Origin of the sequence: Streptomyces sp. NPDC088246 (genome assembly GCF_044741025.1) — a bacterium.
Lineage (GTDB): Bacteria > Actinomycetota > Actinomycetes > Streptomycetales > Streptomycetaceae > Streptomyces.
Window position 1 is genome coordinate 107,728 of record NZ_JBIURV010000020.1, and the last position, 25,588, is coordinate 133,315.

A 25,588-nucleotide genomic window follows, 5' to 3' on the forward strand; every position below is an offset into this window, starting at 1 on the left:
TATCCAAGAAGCGTCGCCGCATTTCCATGGCCGTGGCAGGCGTGGCCGTTCTCGCCGGTGGCGCGTTCGCCGCCGAGGCCGCCACCGCCACCACGGTCTCCAGGCCCGCGCCGAAGATCTACACCGGGCATGTCTTCGACACCTGCACCGCACCGTCGCTGACCACCATGAAGGGCTGGTACAGCTCCTCCGTCTACCACGGTGCCGCCGTGTACGTCGGCGGGAAGAACCGCGGCTGCGCTCAACCCAACCTCACCGCCTCCTGGGTGAAGTCCGTCAGTGCCACCGGATGGAAACTGGTCCCGCTGTACGTCGGTGCGCAGCCGCCGTGCCAGACGAGCGCCAACCCCGAGAAGATGACCGCCGCCAACGCCACCTCGCTGGCCGTCACCGACGCCAACGACGCCGTGGCGAAGGAGGCCGCCCTCGGCATGAAGCCGGGCAGCCCGGTCTACCTCGACATGGAGTACTTCGACCCGAAGAACACTTCCTGTGTGAACACGGTGCTCGCCTACATCCGGTCGTTCGACAAGACGGTCAAGGCCAAGGGGTACTGGTCCGGCTTCTACGGCTTCAGCAACTCCAGCGCCGCCGTCGTGGCCAACGCCACGAACCGCACCGACCTGCCGGAGATCCTCTGGTACGCCCGTTACGACGATGTGTACTCCACCACCAAGGGCTTCCCGTACGCCTCGACGCTGTACACGGGGCACCGTCGCGGTCACCAGTACGCCGTCAACAAGAAGGTGACGCACGCCGGAGGCACGCTCACGATCGACCGGAACGCCTGGGACGCCCCGGTCGCGATCGTGGGCTAGTTCCCGGAGGCCGGATCCCGTCGTCGCTGTCGTGCTCCCCACACCCCGGCCACCAGCAGGGCGAGCACCGCGCCCACCGTCGCACCCGCCCGCCGTTCCCAGGCGCTCCATCGGGGCGCGGCGGGCCGGGAGCTGCCCCTTGAGTTCGACCTCCGGGCCCGTGCCTGGCTGGAAGGCAGGCGGATCCGCCTCCATGGGATCGAAGGCGCCGCCGTCCCGCTGCGGCGTGCAGTCTGGACAGCGCTGCGGGTTCATATAGATTTCTGTATAGTCGTTTCCGTGAGCGGTCCCTGGCAGATCGAGATCGAGCCGGAAGTCCGGCGTTGGCTGGAACTCCTTTCGGACGCCCAGTACGACAAGGCCGAACGGGCGGCCGACATGCTCGCCGCCCAGCCAACCAATCTGGGGGAGCCGTACTCGCGCCACCTCGGCGGCAAAGTACGCGAGCTGCGTTTCACCATGGACGGCAACGCCGTGCGCATCACGTACTGGCTGGCTCCTGACCGGCACATCGTGCTGCTGACGGTGTTCCGTAAGACCAGGCAGCGCGAGACGACCGAGGTCGAGCGTGCGCAGCAGGCACAGAAGTTGTGCGAGGCGGACCACGGTCCTGCGGAGCACGGCTACGACCGGATCAAGGAGGAGAATCCGTGAACCACTCCCAGTGGAAGACCCGCCGGACGAGGAAGCTCCTGGGAGAGTCGGTCGAGGAGTCCCCGGCCTACCGGGAAGCCGGGTATGCGTTCGCACTCGGCCAGGCCGTCTACGACCGCCGTATCGAACTCGGTCTGTCGCAGACCGAACTGGCGCGGCGCGCAGGCATGACCCAGCCGCAGATCTCTCACATCGAGGGCGGCGACTCCGTGCCGACCCTGCAACTGCTCACTCGCCTCGCCAAGGCCCTGGACGCATCGCTGACCATCGACCTTGACGGCGATACCTCGGCTTTCGTATTCACCCCGCACGACGGCCGCGAGCCTGACGAAACGCCCCCGGGCAACCGCTCCACAGCGGCTTGACGTGTGACCAACCAGCGCCCGTAAAAGACGCTGCCGCCCCGCGTGATCCTCTGGTACGCCCGTTACGACGACGTGTACTCCACCACCAAGGGCTTCCCGTACGCCTCGACGCTGTACACGGGGCACCGTCGCGGTCACCAGTACGCCGTCAACAAGAAGGTGACGCACACCGGAGGCACGCTCACGATCGACCGGAACGCCTGGGACGCCCCGGTCGCGATCGTGGGCTAGTTCCCGGAGGCCGGACCCCGTCGTCGCTGTCGTGCTCCCCACACCCCGGCCACCAGCAGGGCGAGCACCGCGCCCGCGCCCACCGTCGCACCCGCCCGCAGGCCTGGGGGCCGGAACGTGCAGTCGACGGCGGTGCCGCGGGCGGGGACCGGGGTGGAGAGCAGGCCCAGGTAGTTGTCGGCGGGGCGGTCCTGGCAGCTCCAGCCGGCGATGCGGGGCGCGGCGATCACGACCGTTCCGGTGCTGCCGGGCGGCAGTTCGGCCCTTATGCCGTCGGCGGTTACGTGGACGGCGGTCGCGCCCGTGCGCTTCAGAGCGGCGACCGCCGAGGCCAGCCGGGACCGGTCCAGGCAGCCGATCGCCTCGTGCGGCACGGTCCCTTCGCGTACGGCGGTCAGCGTGACCACCACCGGCGCGCTCCCACCCGCCGACCCCAGGCGCTCCATCGGGGCGCGGCGGGCCGGGAGCTGTCCCTTCAGTTCGACCTCCGGGCCCGCGCCGAGGCGCGCCGAGCCGAACAGGCCGGGCGTCCACAGATACGCCTCCGAGGCGGCCGGACAGTGGGCGGTCAGCGTGTACGTACCGCGCCCCACCCGGTAGTCGTACGCACCCCGGTCCGCGACCGTGCCACCCCCCGCCGCGCGCAGCACCGTCGTCGGCACCGTATAGACCCGCGAACCCAGCAGTTCCTCCTGGTTGCGGTACGGCGACCGGCCGTACGGCACGGGGCCGCCCGGCGGCCGTACCGTCACCAGCGGCGGCGCCTCCTCGCGGCTCACCGTCACCGGCCGGTCGTCCGGGGCGTTCCACACCTGATGCGGATCGCGCGGCCCGCGCACCCGCGCACCGACCGAGAAGATCGCGTCCGTGACGGGGTTGTCGAGGCTCTGCACGGCCCGGCCGTTCGATGTCCACCCGCCGCCCAGCGCACGCAGCATGCGGGTCAGCACAGCCGGCGTATGGCTGCTGTAGTACGCGGCGCCCTGCCCGCCCACCAGCAGGGGATCGTTCGCCGTGGTCTGCTCCCGGCCGGGGTCGGTGCGATAGCGCGGCCAGCCGTCGGCGCCCGCGACCGCCGCCGCCTGTATCCGCTGCCGTTCGCCCCAGGGCGCGTAGTGGTCGAGCCGCTTCAGCTTCTGCCGGTCGGCGAACGCGGTCGTCGCGGCGGCCTGCCCGGCCTGTGCGCCGATCAGCAGCAGGGCGGCGAGCACCGCGAACCTCCGGCCACGCCCGACCAGCAGGAGCGCACCCACCGCCGCCACCAGACCGGCCGCGAACAGCGGATACGTCCAACGCGTGACCAGAGCGCTGATGCCGGCTCCGGCCGCGATCAGCACCAGCACCGTGCCGCCGCCGAGCAGCGCCCGCCACTGCGGCCAGTCGTACGAGACCGAGATCCAGGCGGCGATCACCACCAGTCCGGCCAGCACGAACGTCTGCCGGTACGGACTGCCGTTGGGTGTGGCGAACGCGTGCCAGAGCAGATGCGTCGGCCCCCACTGCAACGACAGCGCGACCCCTGCCACCAGCCCCGTCCACGCCCACCGCTCGCGCCGCGGCACGGACCGCTGGAAGGCCAGCGCACAGGCCAGGAGCAGAGTGCCCGTGCCGAGGAAGAGCGCCGGGGTGAAGAAGCTGTACGTGGCGGGCAGCAGCCGGGCGAGCACGTCGGGCCAGGCGGCGGGCGCGAACGTCCGGTCCCAGCCCGGGTAGGCGTGCTTCGTCCCCAGATAGACGGGAATCAGGACGGGCGCCGCGAGACCGACACCCACCCCGACCGTGCAGAGAGCCCGCACCAGCCCCCGGCCCACCGCCCGCCGCTCCTCCCGCTCCGTGAAGAACCGGACCGCAAGGACCAGAGCGGCCCCGAGCGTCGCCATGTAGGCCGTGTAGAAGTTGGCCGCCCACACCACCGCGACGAGCAACGGCGCGGCGATGCGGTGCCGTCCCGTCCGGGCCCACTCGGCGGCCAGGCAGAGCAGCGGCAGGGCGACCAGACCGTCCAGCCACATCGGGTTGTACGACGCCTCGACGACCGACCAGCCGCACAGCGCGTACGAACCACCGAGCACGCCCGCCGCCCACCAGCGACCGCCGCGCAGCGTCAGCAGCAACAGGGCCATGAGCGCCGCGGCCGACGCCATCTTCAGGATGGTCACCACATAGACCGCGAGATCCGTCCGGTCACGCGGGAAGACCCCGACGAGCAGGGCGAACGGGCTGGTCAGATAGGTGCCGAGATCCGGCAGAAAGCTCGTCCCGTACCCGGACGACCAGTTGAGCAGCGCTCCGCCGTCGGCGCTCCCGTGCAGCAGGTCCCACAGCCGGGTGTGGAACGGCACGAACTGATTGCCCAGGTCGTTGACGCTCCGGGTGCGCGACCCGAACGGAAAGCTGCGCGCCCAGGCATCACCCGCGCAGACGGCGGCGACGGTGAGCAGCGCGGCGAGCGAGCCCGCACGCAGGCGGGGACGTAAAGTCGGCATACGCGGGAATATGCCAGCGTCGAACGCATAAACCCCCGCTGAAACAGTTCAGTTCACTTGTTGGACGCCCATCGGTCATATGAAGCATTGGATTCCGACATGTGGACGGGTTCGTGGTCACCGCCCTTGCCGGGGTCCAGATGGTGATGGCCGGGGTGGTCGGTGAGTACGTCGGCGGTATCTACTACGAGGTGAAGCGGCGCCCGCACCTCCTGGTGAAGGCCACGAACACCCGAGCGGCGCCGCAGTCGATACGGGAGCCCCAGGAGTTCGTACGCCGATGACGGTCAAGGCACAGATGGTCCGCTTCGCCCTCGTGGGAGTCGTGAACACCGGTACGTACTACGGCTGTTACCTCGTCCTGCTGACCTGGCTGCCGTACATCGCCGCCCATGTGGTCGCCTTCGCGCTGAGCATGACCGGCTCCTTCTTCCTGAACTCCTGCTTCACCTACCGGACCCGGCCCACCTGGCGGAAGTTCCTGCTCTTCCCGCTCACCAACGCCGCCAACTTCGTCATCACGACCGGCGGTGTCTATCTGCTGGTCGACCTCGCCGGGTTCAGCAGCCGGTACGCGCCGCTGGTCGCGGCCGCGGCGGCCATCCCGGTCACCTTCGTCGTCTCGCGCACGATCATGCTACGCCCGGACAGCAAGGTACCGGCGGCCGAACGCGTGTCCTGAGCGCCGCCGGGCACCCCTGAGAGCCTGTCGGGTGACCTCCGACCGGGCGGCCACGCCCTGGCAGGCACGCTTCCCGCGTTGTCGTCAGTCACCAACTCCCCCATAGCTGAAGGCATGGGGGGACCCCCTTCGCGTCGACTCCCTCCTCCGCCTTGGAATCGCACGCACCGGACCGCGTCCGCTATCCGATCGGAGGTCACCCGACAGGCTCTGAGCGGGCCCACATCCCCAACTCCTTCCGAATCGTTGGTCGAACCAGTGGCCCCAACCACATCCACTGCCTAACATCGATCACCGCAAGGTCTTGTGCACTGATGCACAAACTCTCCCCGGGAGGTTCCTTTGCACCGCCGCCGTCGCACCGCGCTCACCGTCTCCGCCGCACTGCTCGGCGGAGCCCCACTCCTGACCGCCTGCGGCGGCCAGGCCCACCCGGGCGCCGCGGCCCTCGTAGGCGGGGACCGGATCGAGGTGTCCACGCTGCAGGGCCAGGTGGCGGCCGTACGCGAGGCCCAGCTCGATTCGAAGGACGCATCCCAGCTCATCGACAAGTCCGGGCAGCTCAGCCGGGCCAAGCTGCACGGCATGATCTTCGACCGGGTCCTGGACCGGGCCGCGCAGGACGCGGGCGTGACCGTCAGCCGCAACGAGATCCAGCAGATGCGGAAGGCGGCGGCCGTCCAGTCCGGCGGGGAGGCGCAGCTGCGGACGGCGATGCTCCAGCAGAGCTGGGTCGCCCCCGGCCAGATCGATGCCGTCCTGCGCGAGCAGGTCCAGCTGACGAAGCTGGCCCAGGCACTCGGCGCCGACCTGCAGCAGCCCGAGGGGCAGAAGGCCGTCGGCGATGCGCTCAGCAAGGCGTCGAAGGCACTGAAGGTCGACGTCAATCCGCGCTACGGCGCCTGGGACGACAAGCAGACCCAGCTCGCCAACTACAAGGCTCCCTGGATCACCCAGGTCACCAAGCCCGCAGAGACGGGCGACGGGTCCGGCGCCTAGAAGACCGTGGGAAACGGCGCCCGGACCGACCGAGGTAGATTCGAACGGTGAACGCTGAAGACCCCGGCCGTATCGTCCTGCTCACCGCCAGCCACCGCGTCGCGCCCGGACTTCTGTCCTGGCCCGCCTGGCAGACGCTGCACGCCGCCGACCGGGTGCTCTGCGCCGAGCAGGACCACCCACAGCTGCCGTATCTGCGCGAGGCGGGCGTCACCGTCGAGCATTCCGCGCCCACCGCGCAGGAGCTCGTCGACACCTGTGCGGGCGGCCGGAGCATCGTCGTCCTCACGGGCGGCGAGGGCCGCCGGCCGCTGACCGACGGGCTGGCCCGACTCGCCGGTTCGGGCCGGGTGCAGATGCCGGACCTGGAGCTGCTGCCCGGTTCGTACGATCTTCCGGGCGCCCGGCTCCTCGATCTGGTCCAGGTCATGGACCGGATCCGGATCGAATGCCCCTGGACCTCGCAGAAGACCCACAAGGGCCTCGCCAAGTACGCCATCGAGGAGGCGTACGAACTCGTCGAGGCGATCGAGGACGGCGACCGCGACGAGCTGCGCGAGGAACTCGGGGACGTACTCCTGCAGGTCGTCTTCCACGCCCGGATCGCCGAGGAGGCCGAAGACGAGCCGTTCTCCGTCGACGACGTGGCCGCGACCCTCGTCGAGAAGCTGATCCACCGCCACCCGCACGTCTTCGGCGACGAGAGTGCCGAGACCCCGGAGGACGTGCACGCCCACTGGCTGCGGACCAAGGCCATCGAGAAGCAGCGCGACTCGGTCACCGACGGAGTGCCGCTCGGCCAGCCCGGGCTGGCGCTGGCGGCGAAGCTGGCCGGCCGGGTCCGTACCGCAGGGCTCGATGTGGCGCTCCCCACGGGTGACGGCATCGGTTACGAGCTCCTCGCCCTCGCCGTACGCGCCGAACAGGACGGCGTCGACCCCGAAGCCGCACTGCGGGCCGCAGGCCGCGCCTACCGGGACGCCATCCGGGCGGCGGAGGGCAACGGATAACGTCGGAGGGTGAACCACAGCCCCGCCGACCGCCCAGCCGATCATCCCGCCGCCTGCCCCGCCGGCGCCCCCGAACTCTTCACCTGGGAGTTCGCCACCGACCCGTACCCGGCCTACGCCTGGCTGCGCGAGCACAGTCCCGTACACCGGACCGCGCTGCCCAGCGGTGTCGAGGCCTGGCTCGTGACCCGGTACGCCGACGCCCGGCAGGCGCTGGCCGACACCCGGCTCTCCAAGAACCCGGCGCACCACGCCGAGCCGGCGCACGCCAAGGGGAAGACAGGCATCCCGGGCGAGCGCAAGGCGGAGCTGATGACGCATCTGCTGAACATCGACCCGCCCGACCACACCCGGCTGCGCCGCCTCGTCTCCAAGGCGTTCACTCCGCGCCGGGTCGCCGAGTTCGCGCCGCGGGTGCAGGAACTGACGGACCGCCTCATCGACCGCTTCATCGCGGAGGGGAAGGCGGACCTCATCCACGACTTCGCGTTCCCGCTGCCCATCTACGCGATCTGCGATCTGCTCGGCGTCCCGCGCGAGGACCAGGACGACTTCCGGGACTGGGCGGGCATGATGATCCGCCACGGCGGCGGCCCGCGCGGCGGGGTGGCCAGGTCGGTGAAGAAGATGCGCGGCTATCTCGCCGAACTGATCCACCGCAAGCGGGAGAACCCGGGGGACGACCTGATCTCGGGGCTGATCCGGGCCAGCGACCACGGCGAGCACCTCACCGAGAACGAGGCCGCGGCCATGGCCTTCATCCTGCTCTTCGCCGGGTTCGAGACGACGGTCAACCTCATCGGCAACGGGGTGTACGCACTGCTGCGCAACCCCGCACAGCGCGAGCGGCTGCAGCACTCCCTCGACGCGGGGGAGAGCCATCTGCTGGAGACCGGGATCGAGGAACTGCTGCGGTACGACGGTCCGGTGGAGCTGGCGACCTGGCGGTTCGCCACCGAGCCGCTGACGCTCGGCGGACAGGACATCGCGGCCGGCGACCCCGTGCTCGTCGTACTCGCCGCAGCCGACCGCGACCCGGAGCGCTTCGAGGACCCCGACACGCTCGACCTCGCACGGCGTGACAATCAGCACCTCGGATACGGGCACGGCATTCACTACTGCCTGGGAGCACCGCTCGCCCGACTGGAGGGACAGGCCGCGCTCGCGACGCTTCTGAGGCGCCTTCCGGATCTGCGGCTTGCGGTGGAACCTACCGATTTGCGGTGGCGTGGCGGGCTCATCATGCGTGGATTGCGCACTCTGCCGGTGGAGTTCACACCCGGGTCCGCCCCGGCACAAAGTGACGCTCCGTCAACTCTGTGACTTTCACGTGATCTGTGCTGCATCGACTTGTGACACACGTTCGAGTCCCGCTAGGTTCACCGTTCGACTCACCAGTCACTCGTCAGTCACACGGAAGGCAACCCCATGGGCTCCGCGAACGGCAGACACCGTCGCCCTCGTCAGGCACCCGCCATCGTCGTCGCCGCGGGCGTGACCGGATCGGCCATCGCCATCCCGCTGCTCGGCGCGGCCGGTGCGCACGCGGCCGACGCCACGACCTGGGACCGGGTGGCCGAGTGCGAGAGCGGCGGCATGTGGAGCGCCGACCTCGGCAACGGCTTCTACGGCGGTCTGCAGTTCTCGCAGGAGACCTGGAAGGCGTACGGCGGCGAGTCGTACGCCCCGCGTGCCGACCTCGCCAGCCGCGCGCAGCAGATAGCCGTGGCCCAGAAGGTCCTGGATGACAAGGGCCCGCATGCGTGGCCCAGCTGTGCGGTCATCTCCGGCCTCGCGGTGGACGGGACGCTGCCGGGTGTCGACCCGGGGTCCGCGTCCTCGGCCGAGCCGACGCAGGGCGCGGAGCCGGCTGACGGTGCGCCGGCGGCCCCGTCCGATGGCGCCACGCCGTCGGACAGGGCCTCGGGCGGTAAGGGCGGCTCGAAGGACTCGAAGGGCTCGAAGGGCTCGAACGGCGCCGGCAAGTCGGCCGGCAAGGCCAAGGCGTCCGCGAAGCCTTCGGCCACCGCGTCGGCCACTCCGTCCTCCCGGGTGCCCGATTCATCTGACTCGTCCGGATCATCCGATTCGCCCGGCGGTGTCGGTGGCAAGCACCGTGGCGCACCGGCCCCTGAAGGGAGCCGGGACGCGAACGGCGGTGACCGCGAGTCGGGCCGCCATGCCTCCCGCGGCGACGCCGACGCGCGCGACGCGGGCGCTTCGGCCGTCGACGGTACGTACACCGTGCACCCCGGCGACAACCTCTGGGCGATTGCTGACGCACAGAAGGTTCCTGGTGGCTGGCCCGCGCTCTATGAGGCCAACAAGGATGCCGTCGGCTCCGATCCGGACCTCATCCTCCCTGGCCAGAGCCTCGACCTCGACGTGAAGGCCGAGTGAGGGCAGTCTGAAAATCGGCTAAAAGAGCCCCAAAAACAGGGGTAGTTCAGAGACCTATGTCCGCTTATGTGTAAGTGAGACATGGGTCTCTTTGCGTCAACTGGCGTGTCGCGCCCGGGTGACCCTTCCGCACCGCTCCCACCTGCGGAAACGACGGTTCCTCAGATGCAAGTAGGGGAAGATTGTCGGATGTGTCCGTCTTTGAATGTGAGGGTTGCGTATGTTTACGGTCGGAACCGCTCGCACCGCGGGCCCCGTCGACCGTCACGCCGAATCCTGCCGTCGGTCGAAGGGAACAGACGCGTAAAGCGCCGTAGGCAGGAGCGGGGGACCCAGGTAAGCGCCGGGCCCGATCGTCGAAAGACGCATCAGGACCGGCTTGGGGTGAAGTCGCGTGCTAGGACGTGCGACCGGGCAACTCACTTGGCCCGAACCCGACAGCTCACCTCGTAGGCGTCGGTGAGGAGAAGTTCCATGCTGCTTTCCAGCAAGGGCAAGCACCGCCGCCCGTCCAAGGCCGTCCGTATCGCCACGCTCGCCGGTGTCGCCGGTACCGCTGTCGCCGTACCGCTGATGGGCGCGACCGGCGCCTCCGCCGCCTCCGTCGCCACCTGGGACGCCGTCGCCCAGTGCGAGTCCGGTGGCAACTGGTCCATCAACACCGGTAACGGCTACTACGGCGGTCTGCAGTTCTCGCAGTCCAGCTGGGCCGCCGCCGGTGGTACGCAGTACGCCCCCCGTGCCGACCTGGCCACCAAGGCTCAGCAGATCGCCACCGCCGAGAAGCTCCTCGACATGCAGGGTCCGGGTGCCTGGGGCTGCGCCGGTGCCGGCAACCTGACCAACGACGGCGTCGACCCGGGCGTCGACACCGGCTCCTCCTCGAACTCCACCTCCAGCTCCAACGCCACCGCGCAGAAGAGCACTCCGGCCGCGCCGAAGCAGCAGGCCCAGCCGGAGAAGACCGAGCGCACCGAGGCTCCGGCCGCCTCCCGCTCGGACCGCTCCGCCGCCCCGCAGGCCGAGTCGAAGAAGACCGTCACCACCCCGACCGGCGAGAAGGTCAAGAAGGGCGACGGCGAGTACAAGGTCGCCTCCGGCGACTCCCTGAGCAAGATCGCCGCCGACCACAAGGTCAAGGGCGGCTGGCAGCAGCTGTTCGAGCTGAACAAGGACATCGTCAAGGACGCCGACCTGATCTACCCGGGTCAGCAGCTCCACCTGACGAAGTAGTTCAGGCTCACCCCCCCCGAGCACCCCGGCCCGGCGCGCAATCCCCCGTATGCGCCGGGCCGGGGTTTCTGCGTGACGCGTCACCTCTGTCCGACGCGTCACCTCATGTGTGGCGTGTCACTCCTCTATAGAGGGCGCCGTCTGTCGCGTATAGAGGGCGCCCTCTGTCGCGCAGGGGGTGCCGATGACGGGTGATCGTTCAACTGTTGTAGTTACTGACCAGTAAAATTCTGACCGTTTGCCCGGCAATGCGCGCTCTTGGGTCCTTTTTCGTCCCAGGGGACGGGCGGTCGTCCGACTGAGCGGGCCGGGCCGGTTAGGCTCTTGTCGCAAGGCCAGAGTGACCCTGCACAACCAGTGTCATATCCCAGAAGGAGATGCCTCGTGCCGTCCATCGACGTCGTCGTAGCCCGGGAAATCCTCGACTCCCGGGGGAACCCCACGGTCGAGGTCGAGGTTGGCCTCGACGACGGCAGCACGGGTCGTGCTGCCGTGCCGTCCGGCGCCTCCACCGGTGCGTTCGAGGCCATTGAGCTTCGCGACGGCGACCCCAACCGTTACCAGGGCAAGGGCGTCGAGAAGGCCGTCCTCGCCGTGATCGAGCAGATCGGCCCGGAGCTCGTCGGCTACGACGCGACCGAGCAGCGGCTGATCGACCAGGCGATGTTCGACCTGGACGCCACCGAGAACAAGGGCTCGCTCGGCGCCAACGCCATCCTCGGCGTCTCGCTGGCCGTCGCCCACGCCGCCTCCGAGGCCTCGGACCTGCCGCTGTTCCGCTACCTCGGTGGCCCGAACGCGCACCTGCTGCCCGTCCCGATGATGAACATCCTCAACGGTGGGTCGCACGCCGACTCCAACGTGGACATCCAGGAGTTCATGATCGCCCCGATCGGCGCGGAGTCCTTCTCCGAGGCCCTGCGCTGGGGCGCCGAGGTCTACCACACGCTGAAGAAGGTCCTGAAGACCAAGGGTCTTTCGACCGGTCTCGGCGACGAGGGCGGCTTCGCGCCGAACCTGGAGTCGAACCGTGCTGCCCTCGACCTCATCCTCGAGGCCATCAAGGAAGCCGGCTACGCCCCGGGCAAGGACATCGCGCTCGCGCTCGACGTCGCCGCGTCCGAGTTCTACAAGGACGGCAAGTACGAGTTCGAGGGCAAGTCCCGCTCGGCCGCCGAGATGACCGAGTACTACGAGGAGCTCGTCTCCGCGTACCCGCTGGTCTCCATCGAGGACCCGCTGTACGAGGACGACTGGGCCGGCTGGAACGTCATCACCGAGAAGCTCGGCGCCAAGGTGCAGATCGTCGGCGACGACCTGTTCGTCACCAACCCGGAGCGTCTGGCCCGCGGCATCGAGGAGGGCTCGGCCAACGCCCTGCTCGTCAAGGTCAACCAGATCGGTTCGCTGACCGAGACCCTGGACGCCGTCGAGCTGGCCCAGCGCAACGGCTTCAAGTGCATGATGTCCCACCGCTCCGGCGAGACCGAGGACGTCACCATCGCCGACCTCGCCGTCGCGGTGAACTGCGGTCAGATCAAGACCGGCGCCCCGGCCCGCTCGGACCGCGTCGCCAAGTACAACCAGCTGCTGCGCATCGAGGAGATCCTCGACGACGCCGCGGTGTACGCGGGCCGCTCGGCGTTCCCGCGTTTCAAGGGCTGAGCACCGGCCCTTCGAGGGCCGAGGGCCCCGGCCTCCGTCCGTCCCCGCACTCGGTCCCGTACCGTGTGCGGGGACGGACGTGCGTAATGGGGAGGCGGACACATGGCCGCGAAGGACCGGGACCGGTTCTCCACCGCGACCCGGCTGCGGCTGCTCGGCGAGCAGACCGCCGCCCGCGTCTACCGGTCGCAGAGCCGCCGTCAGGCCCGCCGCTCCCGGCTCACCGGCCGGGCGGCCTTCCTCGCCCTCGTCGTCTGCTCCCTGGTGGTCGCGCTCGCGTACCCGATGCGGCAGTACGTGTCGCAGCGGGACGAGATCGCCGACCAGGAGCGTATGGCGCAGGAGGCCGCGGCCCGCACCGAGGAGCTGCGCGACGAGAAGGCGCGCCTCCGGGACGATGCGTACATCAGGCAGCTGGCCCGCAAGCACCTGCACTACCTTTTCCCCGGGGAGACCGGTTACACGGTGATCGACCCCGACGCGGTCAAGGAGCGCAACGGCAGGACGGACGAGTCCGGCCGGCCGTGGCACTCCAATCTCTGGGACGGCGTCGACAGCGCCGACCGCGACTGACTCTCTTCATCCATCTGCAGAACCGCAGTTCGAGCAGCCCGATCAGAACCTAGGCAGGCATGGAAACCCCCCCTCCGCAGACCGAGTCCACCGCGCCCACCGAGGCGGACATCGCCGCGTTCCAGCAGCAGCTGGGCCGACCGCCGCGCGGGCTGCGCGCGATCGCGCACCGCTGCCCGTGCGGCAACCCGGACGTGGTCGAGACGCAGCCCCGGCTGGAGGACGGTACGCCGTTCCCGACGACGTACTACCTGACGTGCCCGCGTGCCGCGTCCGCGATCGGCACGCTGGAGGCGAACGGCGTCATGAAGGAGATGACCGAGCGCCTCGGTACGGACCCCGAGCTGGCCGCCGCGTACCGGGCCGCGCACGAGGACTACATCGCCCGGCGCGATGCCATCGAGGTCCTTGAGGGCTTCCCGAGTGCGGGGGGCATGCCGGACCGGGTGAAGTGCCTGCACGTGCTGGTCGGGCACTCGCTGGCCGCGGGGCCCGGGGTGAACCCGCTCGGCGACGAGGCGATCGCGATGCTGCCGGAGTGGTGGCGCAAGGGGCCGTGCGTGACGCCCTGCCGGTCCGCGGACGCGGGCGACGAGGCCTGACCGTTCCCGGGGGCTCCGCCCCCGGACCCCGCTCCTCGATCGCCGGAGGGGCTTGATCCCACAGGAGCATTCATGACTTGCGTGGCCGCCATCGACTGCGGTACCAACTCCATCCGTCTGCTCGTCGCCGACGCGGACCCGTCCACCGGTGAGCTCGTCGAGCTCGACCGCCGGATGGAGATCGTCCGTCTCGGCCAAGGCGTCGACCGCACCGGCCGGCTCGCGCCCGAGGCCCTGGAGCGGACGTTCTCCGCATGCCGCCGGTACGCGGAGGTGATCAAGGAGCACGGGGCGCAGAAGATACGCTTCGTCGCCACCTCCGCCTCCCGCGACGCGGAGAACAGGGACGAGTTCGTCCGCGGCGTGCTGGACATCCTGGGCGTCGAGCCCGAGGTGATCAGCGGCGACCAGGAGGCGGAGTTCTCCTTCACCGGCGCCACCAAGGAGCTCGCGGGCCGAGATCACCTCGCGAAGCCGTATCTCGTTGTCGACATCGGCGGCGGCTCCACCGAGTTCGTCGTCGGCGACGACCATGTGCGGGCCGCGCGATCCGTGGACATCGGCTGCGTACGGATGACCGAGCGGCACCTCGTGCACGACGGTGTCGTGAGCGATCCGCCGACTCCCGGTCAGATCACCGCGATCCGCGCCGACATCGACGCCGCCCTCGATCTCGCCGAGGAGAGTGTCCCGCTCACCGGGGCCGCCACCCTCGTCGGCCTCGCCGGGACGGTCACCACGGTCGCCGCGATCGCCCTGGGGCTCGACGTGTACGACTCCGAGGCGATCCACCACTCCCGGATCTCCCTCGACCAGGTCCAGGAGATCACCGGACGGCTCGTCACCTCCACCCACGCCGAACGTGCGGCGATCGGTGCGATGCATCCGGGACGGGTCGATGTGATCACCTCGGGAGCGCTGATCCTGCTCGCCGTGATGAAGCGGACCGGGGCCCAGGAGATCGTCGTCAGCGAGCACGACATCCTCGACGGAATCGGCTGGTCGATCGCGTAGGTCTGCTCGTGCGGGGGAGGCGTGCGGCGGGCCTTCCGCAGGGCGGGAGGACGACGCTCATGCGCACTTTGGCCTGCACTTTTGAGCCTTCGTGGGCCACCCGGGGGGTGCCTCGCGAGACACGCCGCAATGAAGTTCGTGAACTTCTTCACAAGGAATTCGGCCCCGTGGGGGGCAGTTCTGGTCCGTATGGGCATCCGGGGCCGCTCGCGGGGTCGTTCCGTGTCGATACGGGACTGTTCCGGACGCGTTGCCGACGTGTGAATCGGGGCGGTGGTTCACCCGGCTCGGAGGCTCAAGGGCCAGCTCACAGGCGGTGAACAACGTTCGCCACCACACCGTGGTTCCCCTCCGGTGCCATGACCTCGGTCACGCGGGCGGCGAAGTGTAGCAGAGGGTGGGCCATACCTTGTGAAGGGGCTCACGAGCATGCCCTCCGAGGGGGGTGGATACTCGATGCCATGAGCACCACGGAGCGTCCCAGGATCCTCGTAGTAGGCGGTGGGTACGTAGGCCTGTACGCAGCTCGGCGCATTCTGAAGAAGATGCGCTACGGCGAGGCGACCGTCACGGTCGTCGACCCCCGGTCGTACATGACCTACCAGCCCTTCCTCCCCGAAGCCGCCGCCGGCAGCATCTCGCCTCGGCATGTCGTCGTCCCGCTGCGACGCGTACTGCCGAAGGCCGAGGTTCTCACCGGCCGTGTCACGACCATCGATCAGGACCGCAAGGTCGCCACGGTCGCGCCGCTCGTCGGCGAGGCCTACGAGCTGCCCTTCGACTACCTGGTCATCGCGATGGGCGCGGTCTCCCGCACCTTCCCGATCCCCGGCCTCGCCGAACAGGGCATCGGCATGAAGGGCATCGAGGAGGCCATCGGCCTGCGCAACCACGTCCTCGAGCAGTTGGACAAGGCCGACTCGACGACCGATGAGGACGTCCGCCGCAAGGCGTTGACGTTCGTCTTCGTGGGCGGCGGGTTCGCCGGTGCGGAGACCATCGGCGAGGTCGAGGACATGGCCCGCGACGCGGCGAAGTACTACACGAACGTGAAGCGCGAGGACATGCGCTTCATCCTCGTCGACGCCGCCGACAAGATCCTTCCCGAGGTCGGCCCGAAGCTGGGCACCTGGGGCCGGGAGCACCTGGAGTCCCGTGGCGTCGAGGTCTTCCTCTCGACCTCCATGGACTCCTGCGTCGACGGTCATGTCGTGCTGAAGAACGGCCTCGAGGTCGACTCCAACACGATCGTGTGGACGGCCGGCGTGAAGCCGAACCCGGCGCTGGCCCGCTTCGGTCTGCCGCTCGGTCCGCGCGGCCACGTGGACACCTCCGAGAAGCTCCAGGTGCAGGGCACCGACTACATCTGGGCCGCGGGCGACAACGCCCAGGTTCCGGACATGGTCGGCCGCAGGGCCGGCAACCCGAACGCCTGGTGCCCGCCGAACGCCCAGCACGCGCTGCGTCAGGCCAAGGTCCTCGGTGACAACGTCATCTCCGGGATGCGCGGCTTCCCGCAGAAGGAATACAGCCACGCCAACAAGGGTGCGGTCGCCGGTCTGGGGCTGCACAAGGGCGTTGCGATGATCGTCATGGGCAAGATGAAGATCAAGCTCAAGGGCCGTCTCGCCTGGTACATGCACCGTGGCTACCACGGTCTGGCGATGCCGACCTGGAACCGTAAGATCCGGATCTTCGCCGACTGGACCCTTGCGATGTTCCTCAAGCGCGAGGTCGTCTCGCTCGGCGCCATGGAGACACCGCGCGAGGAGTTCTACGAGGCCGCCAAGCCGGCCCCGGCACCGGCCGCCGCCAAGGCCGAGGGCGAGAAGGCCAAGGCCTCCTAGTCCGCCCGCGGGTCCACTCGCCCGCGCAGTACGTGCACAACGCCCGAAGGGGCCGTCCGCCATCCGTGGTGCGGGCGGCCCCTTCGGCGCGTCCGGCCGCCGCGTGGCGGGGCACGGTACGGGGCCCGGTGGCGGCACGCCAGTGAATACATGTGTCATGCAGGTATTTTGCCGTTCTGTTGCGCTGTAGCGGGATGGTGCGCGCTCCGCGGACTGTTGACGGTGTAGTACCTCGTCGTGGCGCCGCGGGTGCTCGGCGTGGTTGCAGGCATGTTTGGACATGTTTGGGCACATTGGGAACACCATCACGGAGGTGTGCGCCATGGCAGACGCCGCATTGCGGCTGACCGCTCTCGCCGAGGAGTTGCTGGGAGAAAGACTGCCGGTCCGTATCCGGGCCTGGGACGGCAGCGAATCCGGACCGCCCGGTGCCCCCGTCCTCGTCATCCACAGCCGCCGCGCGCTGCGCCGGCTGCTCTGGAAGCCGGGTGAACTGGGCCTGGCCCGCGCCTGGGTGGCGGGCGAACTCGACATCGAAGGTGATCTGTACGCGGCCCTGGATCTGATGGCCTCGCTGATCTGGGACCGGGGTGGGGAGGCCAAGGACAGCGTCCACCCGGTCCGCGACCCGAAGGTGCGGGCCTTCGCCAAAGGGCTGCTGCAGCTCGCCGGGCCCTGGCTCCCGCCGCCCCCGCCGCCCGAGGAGGTACGCCGCCGAACCGGCACCCTCCACACCAAGCGCCGCGACAAGGAGGCCATCAGTCACCACTACGACGTGGGCAATGACTTCTACGAACTGGTCCTCGGCCCGTCCATGGTCTACTCCTGCGCCTACTGGGAGGACGACGGGAATCTTGAGGGCGCCCAGCGCGACAAGCTCGACCTGGTCTGTCGCAAGCTCGCGCTGAAGGAGGGCGACCGCCTCCTCGACGTCGGCTGCGGCTGGGGCTCCATGGCCATCCACGCGGCCCGCGAGTACGGTGCCCGGGTCACCGGAGTGACCCTCTCCGTCGAACAGGCCGCCTACGCCAGGAAGCGCATCGCGGAAGAGGGCCTGACCGACCGGATCGAGATTCGGGTCCAGGACTACCGGGACGTCAGGGACGGTCCGTACGACGCCATCTCGTCCATCGGCATGGCGGAACACGTCGGCTCGGTCCGCTTCCGCGAATACGCCGACGACCTCTACGCACTCCTCAAGCCCGGCGGCCGGCTGCTCAACCACCAGATCGCCCGCCGCCCCGAGAAGGACGAGTCCGCGTACCACGTGGACGAGTTCATCGACGCCTATGTCTTCCCGGACGGCGAACTGGCCCCGGTGGGACGGACCGTGGCCACCCTCGAGGAAGCCGGCTTCGAGGCACGTGACGTCGAGTCGATCCGCGAACACTACGCACTGACCCTGCGCAGCTGGGTCGCCAACCTGGAGAAGAACTGGGACCGCGCGGTCCGGATGACCTCGCCGGGACGGGCCAGGGTCTGGCGCCTCTACATGGCCGCGTCCGCCCTCTCCTTCGAACACAACAAGATCGGCGTCAATCAGATCCTCGTGGTGCGCCCGGCGGAGGGCGGGGCCGCCCGCATGCCGCTGCGGGCCCGCGACTGGACGGCCTCGGCGACCGGCTGACACCGGCACAGGCGCCGGGAGACCCCGGCACCGGGCGGAACGCACCGAGGGCCGGTACCCGCAGCTCCGTGCTGCGGGTACCGGCCCTCGGGCGCGTCCGGCGAAATGCCGCCCGGTTCGCTACTCGGTCTTGATCGCCGTCAGCATGTTCAGCTTCGCGGCGCTGCGGGCCGGCCAGAGCGCGGCCAGCACACCCACGACCCCTGCCAGCACCAGGAAGACCGCAATCCGGTCCCACGGGATGACCAGCGCGTACTCGGGGATGTCCGACGACAGGGTCTGTCCGATCGCCCAGCCGAGGAACATGCCGAGCGCGATACCGACCACCGCGCCGAAGAGCGAGATGACCACGGCCTCCAGCCGGATCATGCGCTTCACCCTGCGCCGGTCCAGGCCGATCGCCCGCAGCATGCCGATCTCCTGCTGGCGCTCGAAGACCGACATCGCCAGGGTGTTGACGACCCCGAGCACCGCGATGATCAGGGCCATCGCCAGCAGCCCGTACATGATGTTCATCGCGAGGTTGACCGAGCCGCCGAACATGTCACGGATGTCCTGGCGGTCCATGATGCTCATCCCCGGGTTGTCACCCAGAGCCTTCACCAGGGCCTGCTCGTTGGCCTCGGACGCGCCGCCGTCCATCTTCAGCCAGATCTCCCGGATGTCCGCCCGGCTCCCGTGCGCATCGGCGACGCTCTTCGGCATCAGGACCGGGGAGAGCATCTCGTTCCCCTTGAAGACCGCCCCGACCTTCAGTTCGCCCTTCTTGTCGTCGTCGAACGTCACCCGCAGGGTGTCGCCGGTCTTCCAGCCGTTCGACTTGGCCGTCTTCTCGTCGACGGCGATCTCGCCCTTGTCCAGCGCGTCGATCGAGCCGGAGACGGTCGGCAGCGCGAAGAGCCTCTGCACATCGTCGGGGGCGACGCCGGATGCGGCGTGGTAGTCCTCCTTGACCCGCAGCGAGGTGGCCTGCTGCGGCGAGATCGCCGAGACGCCGTCGGCCTTCTGCAAGGCGGTGAGCGCCGACTCGTCGAGCGGACCGCCGCTCGCCATCGTCACCATGTAGTCGGCCTTGATGTTGTCCGTGGTCATCCGGTCGACCGCCTGGCCGAGGGTGACGCCGAGGACCGAGATGCCGGTGACCAGGGTGAGGCCGATCGCCAGCGCGGAGGCGGTGGCACCGGTACGGCGCGGGTTGCGGACCGCGTTCTGGGCGGCCAGCTTGCCGGAGACCCCGAACAGCCGCTTGAGCAGCGGGCGGACCAGCGCGATCACCGGCCGCGACAGCAGCGGGATCAGCACGATGACACCGACCAGCGCGAGGAAGGCACCCACAGCGATGACGGTCCGGCCGGACGATCCGCCCCGGGACGCGCCCGCCACGATCGCCGCCCCGCCCAGCAGGGTGAGCACCGTGCCGATCGAGTTGCGCAGCACCAGGGACTTGACGGTGGCCGTCGCGTGCACGCTGTTCATCGCCGCGACCGGCGGGATCTTGGCGGCCCGGCGGGCGGGCAGCCAGGCGGCCAGCACGGTGACCAGGACACCGACCGCGAACGCGGCGAGGACCGCGGTGGGCGAGACGATCAGCGGTCCGGCCGGGATCTTCCCGCCGAACAGGCCCATCGCGGAGCGCAGCCCGATGGCGAGGCCGAGACCGATGCCGAAGCCGACGACCGAGGCGATCACACCGACGACGGCCGCTTCGAGGAGCACCGAGCGCTTGACCTGGCGGCGGGAGGCGCCGACGGCGCGCATCAGCGCCAGCTCCTTGGTGCGCTGGGCCACCAGCATGGTGAAGGTGTTGGCGATCAGGAAGACGCCGACGAACAGGGCGATGCCGGCGAAGGCGAGCAGCACCCCGTTGAGACCGCTCAGACCCTTCTCGATCTGCTTGGCCTGATCGTCCGCGAGCGCCTGGCCGGTCTTGGCATCGGCGTCCTTGGGCAGCAGCGGCTTCACCTCGGCCAGCAGCTTCTCGGCGGAGACACCGGGCGCGGCGGACACATTGGCCTCCCGGAACACACCGGGCCTGAGGTAGAGCTTCTGGGCGACCTCGGTGTCGAAGAGGACCAGGCTTCCACCCGCGTTGACCGCGCCGTCCTCGGTGGTGAAGACACCGGAGAGCGTGTACTCCTTCACCGGCCCGTTCGTGGCGACCCGGACCCGGTCACCGACGTGGTACTCGCCCCGCTTCGCGGTCTCCTTGTCGAGCGCGATCCGGTCGGCCGCGACCGGGCCCGTACCGTCGACGAAGGTGTACGCGGAGTCCTTGCCGTTCTTGCCGGGGGAGTAGTTCCCGCCGGTGTTCGACCAGCCGTTGCCGATCAGCTTGCCGTCGGGGTCGGCGACCCCGGCGAAGCCGGAGATCCGGCCGGTGGCGGTGTCGACGCCGTCCAGGCCCTGGATCTTCTTCAGGGTGGCGGCGGTGATGCCGGGCGTCTTCTCGTTGCGCTGGTCGGCGTAGGTGGTGACGGCGACGGCGACGTTGTCGTAGCTCTTCGCCGACTGGTTACGGAGGGCGTTGCCGAGGGTGTCGGTGAAGACCAGGGTGCCGGATACGAAGGCCACGCCGAGCATCACGGCGAGGACGGTCATCAGCAGCCTGGCCTTGTGCGCGAGCACATTGCGCAGGGCGGTACGGAACATGTCTGTCAGTCCTGGGATGGGGAGGGGTTCCGGAGGAGGGCGCGGGGCGGGGCGGGCGTCAGCTGGTGCGGCCCTTGGCGTCGAACGCCTTCATCCGGTCGAGGACCCCGTCCGCGGTGGGGTGCATCATCTGGTCGACGATCCGGCCGTCCGCGAGGAAGATGACCCGGTCCGCGTAGGAGGCGGCCGCCGGGTCGTGGGTCACCATCACCACGGTCTGCCCCAGCTCGCGCACCGAGTTGCGCAGGAAGCCGAGGACCTCGGCGCTGGAGCGGGAGTCCAGGTTTCCGGTCGGCTCGTCGCCGAAGATGATCTCCGGCTGCGAGGCCAGGGCACGGGCCACGGCGACGCGCTGCTGCTGGCCGCCGGAGAGTTCGGTCGGCCGGTGGGTCAGCCGGTCGGAGAGTCCCACCATGTCGATGACCTTGCGGACCCACTCGGCGTCGGGCTTGCGGCCCGCGATGTCCATGGGGAGCGTGATGTTCTCCTGGGCCGTCAGCGTCGGCAGCAGGTTGAACGCCTGGAAGATGAAGCCGATCTTGTCCCGGCGGAGCTGGGTGAGCTGCTTGTCCTTGAGGGAACCCAGCTCCGTCTCACCGATCCGTACCGAACCGCTGCTGAAGCTGTCGAGGCCGGCCACGCAGTGCATCAGCGTGGACTTGCCGGAGCCGGACGGGCCCATGATCGCGGTGAACTCGCCCCGCGGGAAGTCCACGGAGACCCGGTCCAGGGCCGTGACCCTGGTCTCGCCCTCTCCGTAGACCTTCGACAGATCCGTGGCGCGGGCAGCCACCGTGGTGACGCGGTGTTCGGTGGAAGTGGTGGTCACGGGAATCTCCTGATTCGGGGCTCCGGCCGAGGGCTTCGTCCGGGGTTGCGATCGGTTGCCTTTGGAACCCCTCCATCGTCACCGCCGTTTCGCCACAGGTCGTCAGACCCCGTGCCCGTTCCAGAGGCCGTCTTGAGTCGCACCGGGGGACCCCTGTGTCCTCCTGCGGTATGACACCGACCCTGAGGGCATCGGCACGGCTCCCGTTGCCCGGCCGGGGGTGGCGTGCCCATGGCGATCACTGGCGCGCGCCCGGCGAATGCGCCGTCCGGGTGCGGCGACTTTACGTCAATCCGGATTACCGGTCGCCGCGCCCGCTACCCCGCCCAGGCATGTGGCGATGCCCTCTCGCGAGTGCTGACGCACCCTCAAACGGTCAATAAAATAAGACAACATCGCGCCACTGATCCGCTGATCAGAGGAAGCCCCCGGATAGGGTCATGTGCCAACGCGGAGCCGCGCGCCAGGCCCGGATGGTGGAATGCAGACACGGCGAGCTTAAACCTCGCTGCCCCTCGGGGGCGTACCGGTTCGAGTCCGGTTCCGGGCACCACTTCGCGCATGAGGCCGAGCGGGCGGGAAGGCGTGACGGTCGCGTGCCGGATGCGGTCCTCGAGGTCACGTGCGGGCAGGCGTTTGACGCCCTCTTCGTGCAGCCGCTCCGGTTCGTGCAGCCGCTCCGGGACCGGGCACCCGCACCCGGCCGGTCCGCGGCTCCGGGCAGGCCGTGTGTCACCGGCTCCGGTGACGATCTTGCAGGGCGGTTCGTTCGGGTCGCCCGGACCGTCCTGTCCGGGGTCCTCGCCGGCCGCCGGCTTCCATAAAGATCCTCCCCAAGCACTAGCCTGATTCTTTTGCCTACCCATTACTCTGATGGGAAGGCCACGCAGGGTGGCCATGGAGGAGTGAGATGAGGAGCAGCAACCCGGTCTTCTCGCGACGGGGCTTCAGCCGCGACAACGGATACGCGGGCTTCAACGCGGCGCCGCAGGCCGGGGCCCCCGCAGCGGGTGCCAACCCGTACGCGCAGGGCACCGCCGCCAACCCGTACGCCACCAACCCCTACGCCCAGCAGGACACCCAGTACGGCGTCCCGCAGGCACCGGCGCGTTCCGGTGCGATGACGATCGACGATGTCGTCACGCGCACGGCGCTCACGCTCGGCACCGTGGTGCTCGGCGCCGTGCTCGCCTGGGCCCTGCTGCCGGTCGACGAGGCCAACCTCGGCAAGTCCTACGGCATCGCGATCGGCGCCGCCCTGGTGGCGTTCGTCCTGTCGCTCGTCCAGTCCTTCAAGCGCAAGCCGGTCCCGGCGCTGATCGTCGCGTACGCGGCCTTCGAGGGTGTCTTCCTCGGGGTGATCTCCAGCGCGGTCAGCACGTACATCGGGCCGGGCGTCGTGATGCAGGCGGTGATGGGCACCATGTGTGTCTTCGCCGGTGTGCTTCTCGCGTACAAGATGCGCTGGATCCGCGTCACCCGCCGCTTCTACGGCTTCGTGATGGCCGCCGCCATGGGCTTCATGCTCCTGATGGTGGTCAACCTGCTGTTCGCCGTCTTCGGCGGCGGTGACGGCCTGGGCTTCCGCAGCGGCGGCCTCGGCATCCTCTTCGGAGTCATCGGGATCGTCCTCGGCGCGTGCTTCCTGGCCCTGGACTTCAAGCAGGTCGAGGACGGCATCGCGTTCGGCGCCCCGCGCGAGGAGTCCTGGCTGGCGGCCTTCGGCCTCACCATGACCCTGGTGTGGATCTACCTGGAGATGCTGCGTCTGCTCTCCATCCTCAGCGGCGACGACTGACGCACCGCCCCGCAACGGGAACGGAACGGCCCGCAGGCACTCAAGCTGTGCCTGCGGGCCGTTCCCCTTTCCCACGTGTGCCTAGAGCAGCTTGCGCGCGGCCCTTCTGAGGTCGTACTCGTGGATGAGGGCCTTCGCGTGTCCGTAGGCGAGGTCGTGTTCGCTCCGCAGCCAGCTGACCTTCTCCTCGAAGCGGAGAGCGGGGCCTTCCTCCACGGTGCGGAGCCAGTCGGAGACTTCACGACCGGTGCAGCGGGGGATTCGGGAGAGCAGATTGCGATGGGTCTCTTCGGAGAAGACTTGGGACATCGGCGCCTCCGACGCATTGCGCGTTGCTGGTCCTTCCCGACACCGTGCCCGAGCATCGGCCCGTTGGCAACCATCCCGGGAGGACGCGTAAGGTCGCGGAGTGCTCGATACGACCCCGCTGATCACCGCCGTGGACCGATTCGCCGACCGGCTGCGCGCCGCGCCGCAGAGCCGGCTGCAGCGCGGCGCGGCTGCCGAAGGGCTGGCCACGGCCAGGGAATTGGCTCTGCGGGCCCAGCGCATCGAGGCGCCGGACCGGGAGCCGCGGATCATGCCGGACGCCGGGATCTTCGCGATCGGCGACCAACTTGCCGTAGCGGGGCGCGACTTGGCGGTGGCACTGGAAGCGGCCCCGTCGGCTGAGCTGGACGAGGCCGTGCAATTCGTGGCGGAGGCCGCTGCGCGGGCGTTCGCGTAGCGGCGGGCGGGCGGTGGCCCGGGGCAGGGGCCGACGAGAGCCGCTCTGCCCGGATGTGCCGGGGGCTAGAACGAGGCGATGACGCGGTCGGCGAGGATGTAGACGTTCTCCTTGCCGCAGGAGAAGGTCAAGGCGTACGCGCCGGAGACGCCGGAGCCGCCCAGCAGTACCGGGTGCTCACCCGCGAGCAGCGACTCGGCGAGGCGCTCGGCCGTCTCGCGGTGGCCGGGGGTCATACAGAGTGTGGTGCCGTCGGCGAAGACGTAGACGTCGAGGGTGCCGAGCGGGCCGGGGCGCACATCGGCGAGTTCCGTACGGCTGTCGGCGAGCTCTTCGAGGCGGTTCACGGTGCGCTCGTGGTCGGTGACGACCGGGGTCTGCACCGGAACGAAGTCGGGGTGTGAGGGGTGGCGGCGACGGGCCGCGGCCAGCTCGGGGGAGTCCTCGGTGAACTCCGCCGTCTCGGGCAGCTCGGTCATGTCCGCCAGCTCGGCCAGCTCCGTCAGCTCCGTCAGCTCTTCGAGCGCCTCGGTGGCGTCGAGGTCCATCGCCTCAAGGCCCGAGAAGTCGGCCTGGCGCGGCATGAAGAACGGCGCTTCCTCGCCGATCCCAGTCAGTCCGCCCAGCAGGGAGGGGGCGTCGGCGGCATCGCGCGCTTCCTGGGTGGCCCAGAAGGCGCGGGCCTCGGCGAGCTCGCGCTCCCGCTCCTCGGCGAGTGCTTCGGCCACGGCCGCGCGTATCTCGGCGGCTGAGGTCACGTCGCTGCGGCTCTGCGCGGGCACGGCGGCACCGTGGACGCGGGCCGCGGTCAGCTCCGTACGAAGGGCCGCGATCTGCTTGCGCAGCCCGTGAGCGGCGTGCAGAGCGGCAGCGCCGACGGCTGTGGCAGCGGCGGTGGTCAGCAACAGGGCAAGAGACATGGCGCTCACTGACATACTCCCGGTTTCAATCGATCCCCCGACTTCCTACCTCAGCTTGTCCTCTACCTGCGCCCGGTGTCAGTGCATTACGTCACGAATTGGACAGGTCTTTGGGTCTGGGGTTTAACCCTGTTGCGGGTGTGACCTGCGGGAATGACTCTCCCCCAGGAGATAGGTCACATCCTGGGGGAGATTCGGTCACGGTCGGGGCTCGGAACCGGCCACGCCGTCGGCCGGGAACCGGCTGACGGCTACGCGGGGGTCCGCTGCAGCTCAGCTCAGCCGCTCGGTTTTGTGGTCGCGTTCGCTTCGCTTGCGCTGCGGGCAGGTGCCGCCTTCGTACCTCAGGCACCCCCTACCCTCCGCTGCAGCTCAGCTCAGCCGCTCGGTTTTGTGGTCGCGTTCGCTTCGCTTGCGCTGCGGGCAGGTGCCGCCTTCGTACCTCAGGCACCCCCTACC

The 25,588-nt window shown here is 69.5% G+C and carries 23 protein-coding genes, 1 tRNA gene, 1 pseudogene and 1 riboswitch; of the genes and pseudogenes, 20 read left to right on the forward strand and 5 right to left on the reverse strand.

The window, feature by feature from the left end; translation table 11 throughout:
- Nucleotides 1-26 precede the first annotated feature (26 nt).
- From ACIPEK_RS26295 to ACIPEK_RS26310, 4 genes are all read left to right on the forward strand, one after another.
- The gene (locus ACIPEK_RS26295; protein ID WP_402000558.1) at nt 27-818 is read left to right on the forward strand and encodes a glycoside hydrolase domain-containing protein; all 792 of its coding nucleotides are present in this window, start codon (nt 27-29) and stop codon (nt 816-818) included.
- 279 nt (nt 819-1,097) lie between these two features.
- Nucleotides 1,098-1,472 (forward strand): type II toxin-antitoxin system RelE/ParE family toxin, encoded by a 375-nt coding sequence (locus ACIPEK_RS26300; RefSeq protein WP_402000561.1) that lies wholly within the window; start codon nt 1,098-1,100, stop codon nt 1,470-1,472.
- On the forward strand, nt 1,469-1,837 hold the full coding sequence (locus ACIPEK_RS26305; protein ID WP_383068115.1) for a helix-turn-helix domain-containing protein: 369 nt from the start codon (nt 1,469-1,471) through the stop codon (nt 1,835-1,837). Before ACIPEK_RS26300 ends, ACIPEK_RS26305 begins: the two co-directional genes overlap by 4 nt.
- Nucleotides 1,838-1,879: 42 nt before the next feature.
- Nucleotides 1,880-2,068: a hypothetical protein gene (locus ACIPEK_RS26310; RefSeq protein WP_402000565.1), complete on the forward strand. Its 189-nt coding sequence runs from the start codon at nt 1,880-1,882 to the stop codon at nt 2,066-2,068.
- Here the strand turns inward: ACIPEK_RS26310 and ACIPEK_RS26315 are convergent.
- A complete protein-coding gene (locus ACIPEK_RS26315; protein ID WP_402000568.1) occupies nt 2,065-4,554 on the reverse strand; it encodes a YfhO family protein in 2,490 nt (829 codons plus the stop codon). The genes ACIPEK_RS26310 and ACIPEK_RS26315 overlap by 4 nt on opposite strands.
- Nucleotides 4,555-4,667: 113 nt before the next feature.
- Here ACIPEK_RS26315 and ACIPEK_RS26320 point away from each other — a divergent pair.
- From ACIPEK_RS26320 to ACIPEK_RS26380, 13 genes and pseudogenes are all read left to right on the forward strand, one after another.
- Nucleotides 4,668-4,838, forward strand: a pseudogene (locus ACIPEK_RS26320) (glycosyltransferase); the annotation flags it as partial.
- On the forward strand, nt 4,835-5,236 hold the full coding sequence (locus ACIPEK_RS26325) for a GtrA family protein (RefSeq protein ID WP_402000571.1): 402 nt from the start codon (nt 4,835-4,837) through the stop codon (nt 5,234-5,236). The pseudogene ACIPEK_RS26320 and the gene ACIPEK_RS26325, both read left to right, overlap by 4 nt.
- A 342-nt stretch (nt 5,237-5,578) precedes the next feature.
- Entirely contained in the window at nt 5,579-6,235 is a 657-nt protein-coding gene (locus ACIPEK_RS26330) for a SurA N-terminal domain-containing protein (protein WP_402000574.1), read from the forward strand.
- Nucleotides 6,236-6,282: 47 nt separating this feature from the next.
- Complete coding sequence (locus ACIPEK_RS26335; protein ID WP_402000577.1) at nt 6,283-7,245, forward strand: nucleoside triphosphate pyrophosphohydrolase; 963 nt, start codon at nt 6,283-6,285, stop codon at nt 7,243-7,245.
- Nucleotides 7,246-7,254: 9 nt separating this feature from the next.
- Nucleotides 7,255-8,568 (forward strand): cytochrome P450, encoded by a 1,314-nt coding sequence (locus tag ACIPEK_RS26340; RefSeq protein ID WP_402000579.1) that lies wholly within the window; start codon nt 7,255-7,257, stop codon nt 8,566-8,568.
- Between the two features lie 105 nt (nt 8,569-8,673).
- Entirely contained in the window at nt 8,674-9,645 is a 972-nt protein-coding gene (locus tag ACIPEK_RS26345) for a transglycosylase family protein (protein WP_402000582.1), read from the forward strand.
- Between the two features lie 299 nt (nt 9,646-9,944).
- Nucleotides 9,945-10,116: riboswitch (cyclic di-AMP (ydaO/yuaA leader) on the forward strand.
- 3 nt (nt 10,117-10,119) lie between these two features.
- Complete coding sequence (locus ACIPEK_RS26350; protein ID WP_402000585.1) at nt 10,120-10,878, forward strand: transglycosylase family protein; 759 nt, start codon at nt 10,120-10,122, stop codon at nt 10,876-10,878.
- 384 nt (nt 10,879-11,262) lie between these two features.
- Nucleotides 11,263-12,543: a phosphopyruvate hydratase gene (gene eno, locus ACIPEK_RS26355; protein WP_327274801.1), complete on the forward strand. Its 1,281-nt coding sequence runs from the start codon at nt 11,263-11,265 to the stop codon at nt 12,541-12,543.
- 102 nt (nt 12,544-12,645) lie between these two features.
- A complete protein-coding gene (locus ACIPEK_RS26360; RefSeq protein ID WP_402000589.1) occupies nt 12,646-13,116 on the forward strand; it encodes a septum formation initiator family protein in 471 nt (156 codons plus the stop codon).
- 59 nt (nt 13,117-13,175) lie between these two features.
- Entirely contained in the window at nt 13,176-13,718 is a 543-nt protein-coding gene (locus ACIPEK_RS26365) for a DUF501 domain-containing protein (RefSeq protein WP_402000592.1), read from the forward strand.
- Nucleotides 13,719-13,790: 72 nt separating this feature from the next.
- Nucleotides 13,791-14,732 (forward strand): exopolyphosphatase, encoded by a 942-nt coding sequence (locus ACIPEK_RS26370; protein ID WP_402000595.1) that lies wholly within the window; start codon nt 13,791-13,793, stop codon nt 14,730-14,732.
- A 461-nt stretch (nt 14,733-15,193) separates the two neighbouring features.
- Entirely contained in the window at nt 15,194-16,579 is a 1,386-nt protein-coding gene (locus ACIPEK_RS26375) for an NAD(P)/FAD-dependent oxidoreductase (RefSeq protein WP_402000597.1), read from the forward strand.
- A 322-nt stretch (nt 16,580-16,901) separates the two neighbouring features.
- Nucleotides 16,902-18,206, forward strand: a complete 1,305-nt coding sequence (locus tag ACIPEK_RS26380; RefSeq protein WP_402000600.1) for a class I SAM-dependent methyltransferase — start codon at nt 16,902-16,904, stop codon at nt 18,204-18,206.
- A 120-nt stretch (nt 18,207-18,326) separates the two neighbouring features.
- Here the strand turns inward: ACIPEK_RS26380 and ACIPEK_RS26385 are convergent, their stop codons facing one another.
- Nucleotides 18,327-20,855 (reverse strand): ABC transporter permease, encoded by a 2,529-nt coding sequence (locus ACIPEK_RS26385; RefSeq protein ID WP_402000603.1) that lies wholly within the window; start codon nt 20,853-20,855, stop codon nt 18,327-18,329.
- Between the two features lie 58 nt (nt 20,856-20,913).
- The gene (locus ACIPEK_RS26390) at nt 20,914-21,684 is read right to left on the reverse strand and encodes an ABC transporter ATP-binding protein (RefSeq protein ID WP_402000606.1); all 771 of its coding nucleotides are present in this window, start codon (nt 21,682-21,684) and stop codon (nt 20,914-20,916) included.
- A gap of 467 nt (nt 21,685-22,151) precedes the next feature.
- Here ACIPEK_RS26390 and ACIPEK_RS26395 point away from each other — a divergent pair.
- A tRNA-Leu gene (locus ACIPEK_RS26395) sits at nt 22,152-22,237 on the forward strand.
- Nucleotides 22,238-22,594: 357 nt separating this feature from the next.
- Nucleotides 22,595-23,482, forward strand: a complete 888-nt coding sequence (locus ACIPEK_RS26400) for a Bax inhibitor-1/YccA family protein (RefSeq protein ID WP_383068083.1) — start codon at nt 22,595-22,597, stop codon at nt 23,480-23,482.
- Nucleotides 23,483-23,563: 81 nt separating this feature from the next.
- Here ACIPEK_RS26400 and ACIPEK_RS26405 read toward each other — a convergent pair whose 3' ends face one another.
- Nucleotides 23,564-23,791: a DUF4287 domain-containing protein gene (locus ACIPEK_RS26405; protein WP_266361054.1), complete on the reverse strand. Its 228-nt coding sequence runs from the start codon at nt 23,789-23,791 to the stop codon at nt 23,564-23,566.
- 100 nt (nt 23,792-23,891) lie between these two features.
- Between ACIPEK_RS26405 and ACIPEK_RS26410 the strand changes: the two genes are divergently transcribed.
- On the forward strand, nt 23,892-24,209 hold the full coding sequence (locus ACIPEK_RS26410; RefSeq protein WP_402000610.1) for a hypothetical protein: 318 nt from the start codon (nt 23,892-23,894) through the stop codon (nt 24,207-24,209).
- 65 nt (nt 24,210-24,274) lie between these two features.
- Here ACIPEK_RS26410 and ACIPEK_RS26415 read toward each other — a convergent pair whose 3' ends face one another.
- On the reverse strand, nt 24,275-25,114 hold the full coding sequence (locus tag ACIPEK_RS26415; RefSeq protein WP_402000733.1) for a hypothetical protein: 840 nt from the start codon (nt 25,112-25,114) through the stop codon (nt 24,275-24,277).
- Nucleotides 25,115-25,588: the final 474 nt, after the last annotated feature.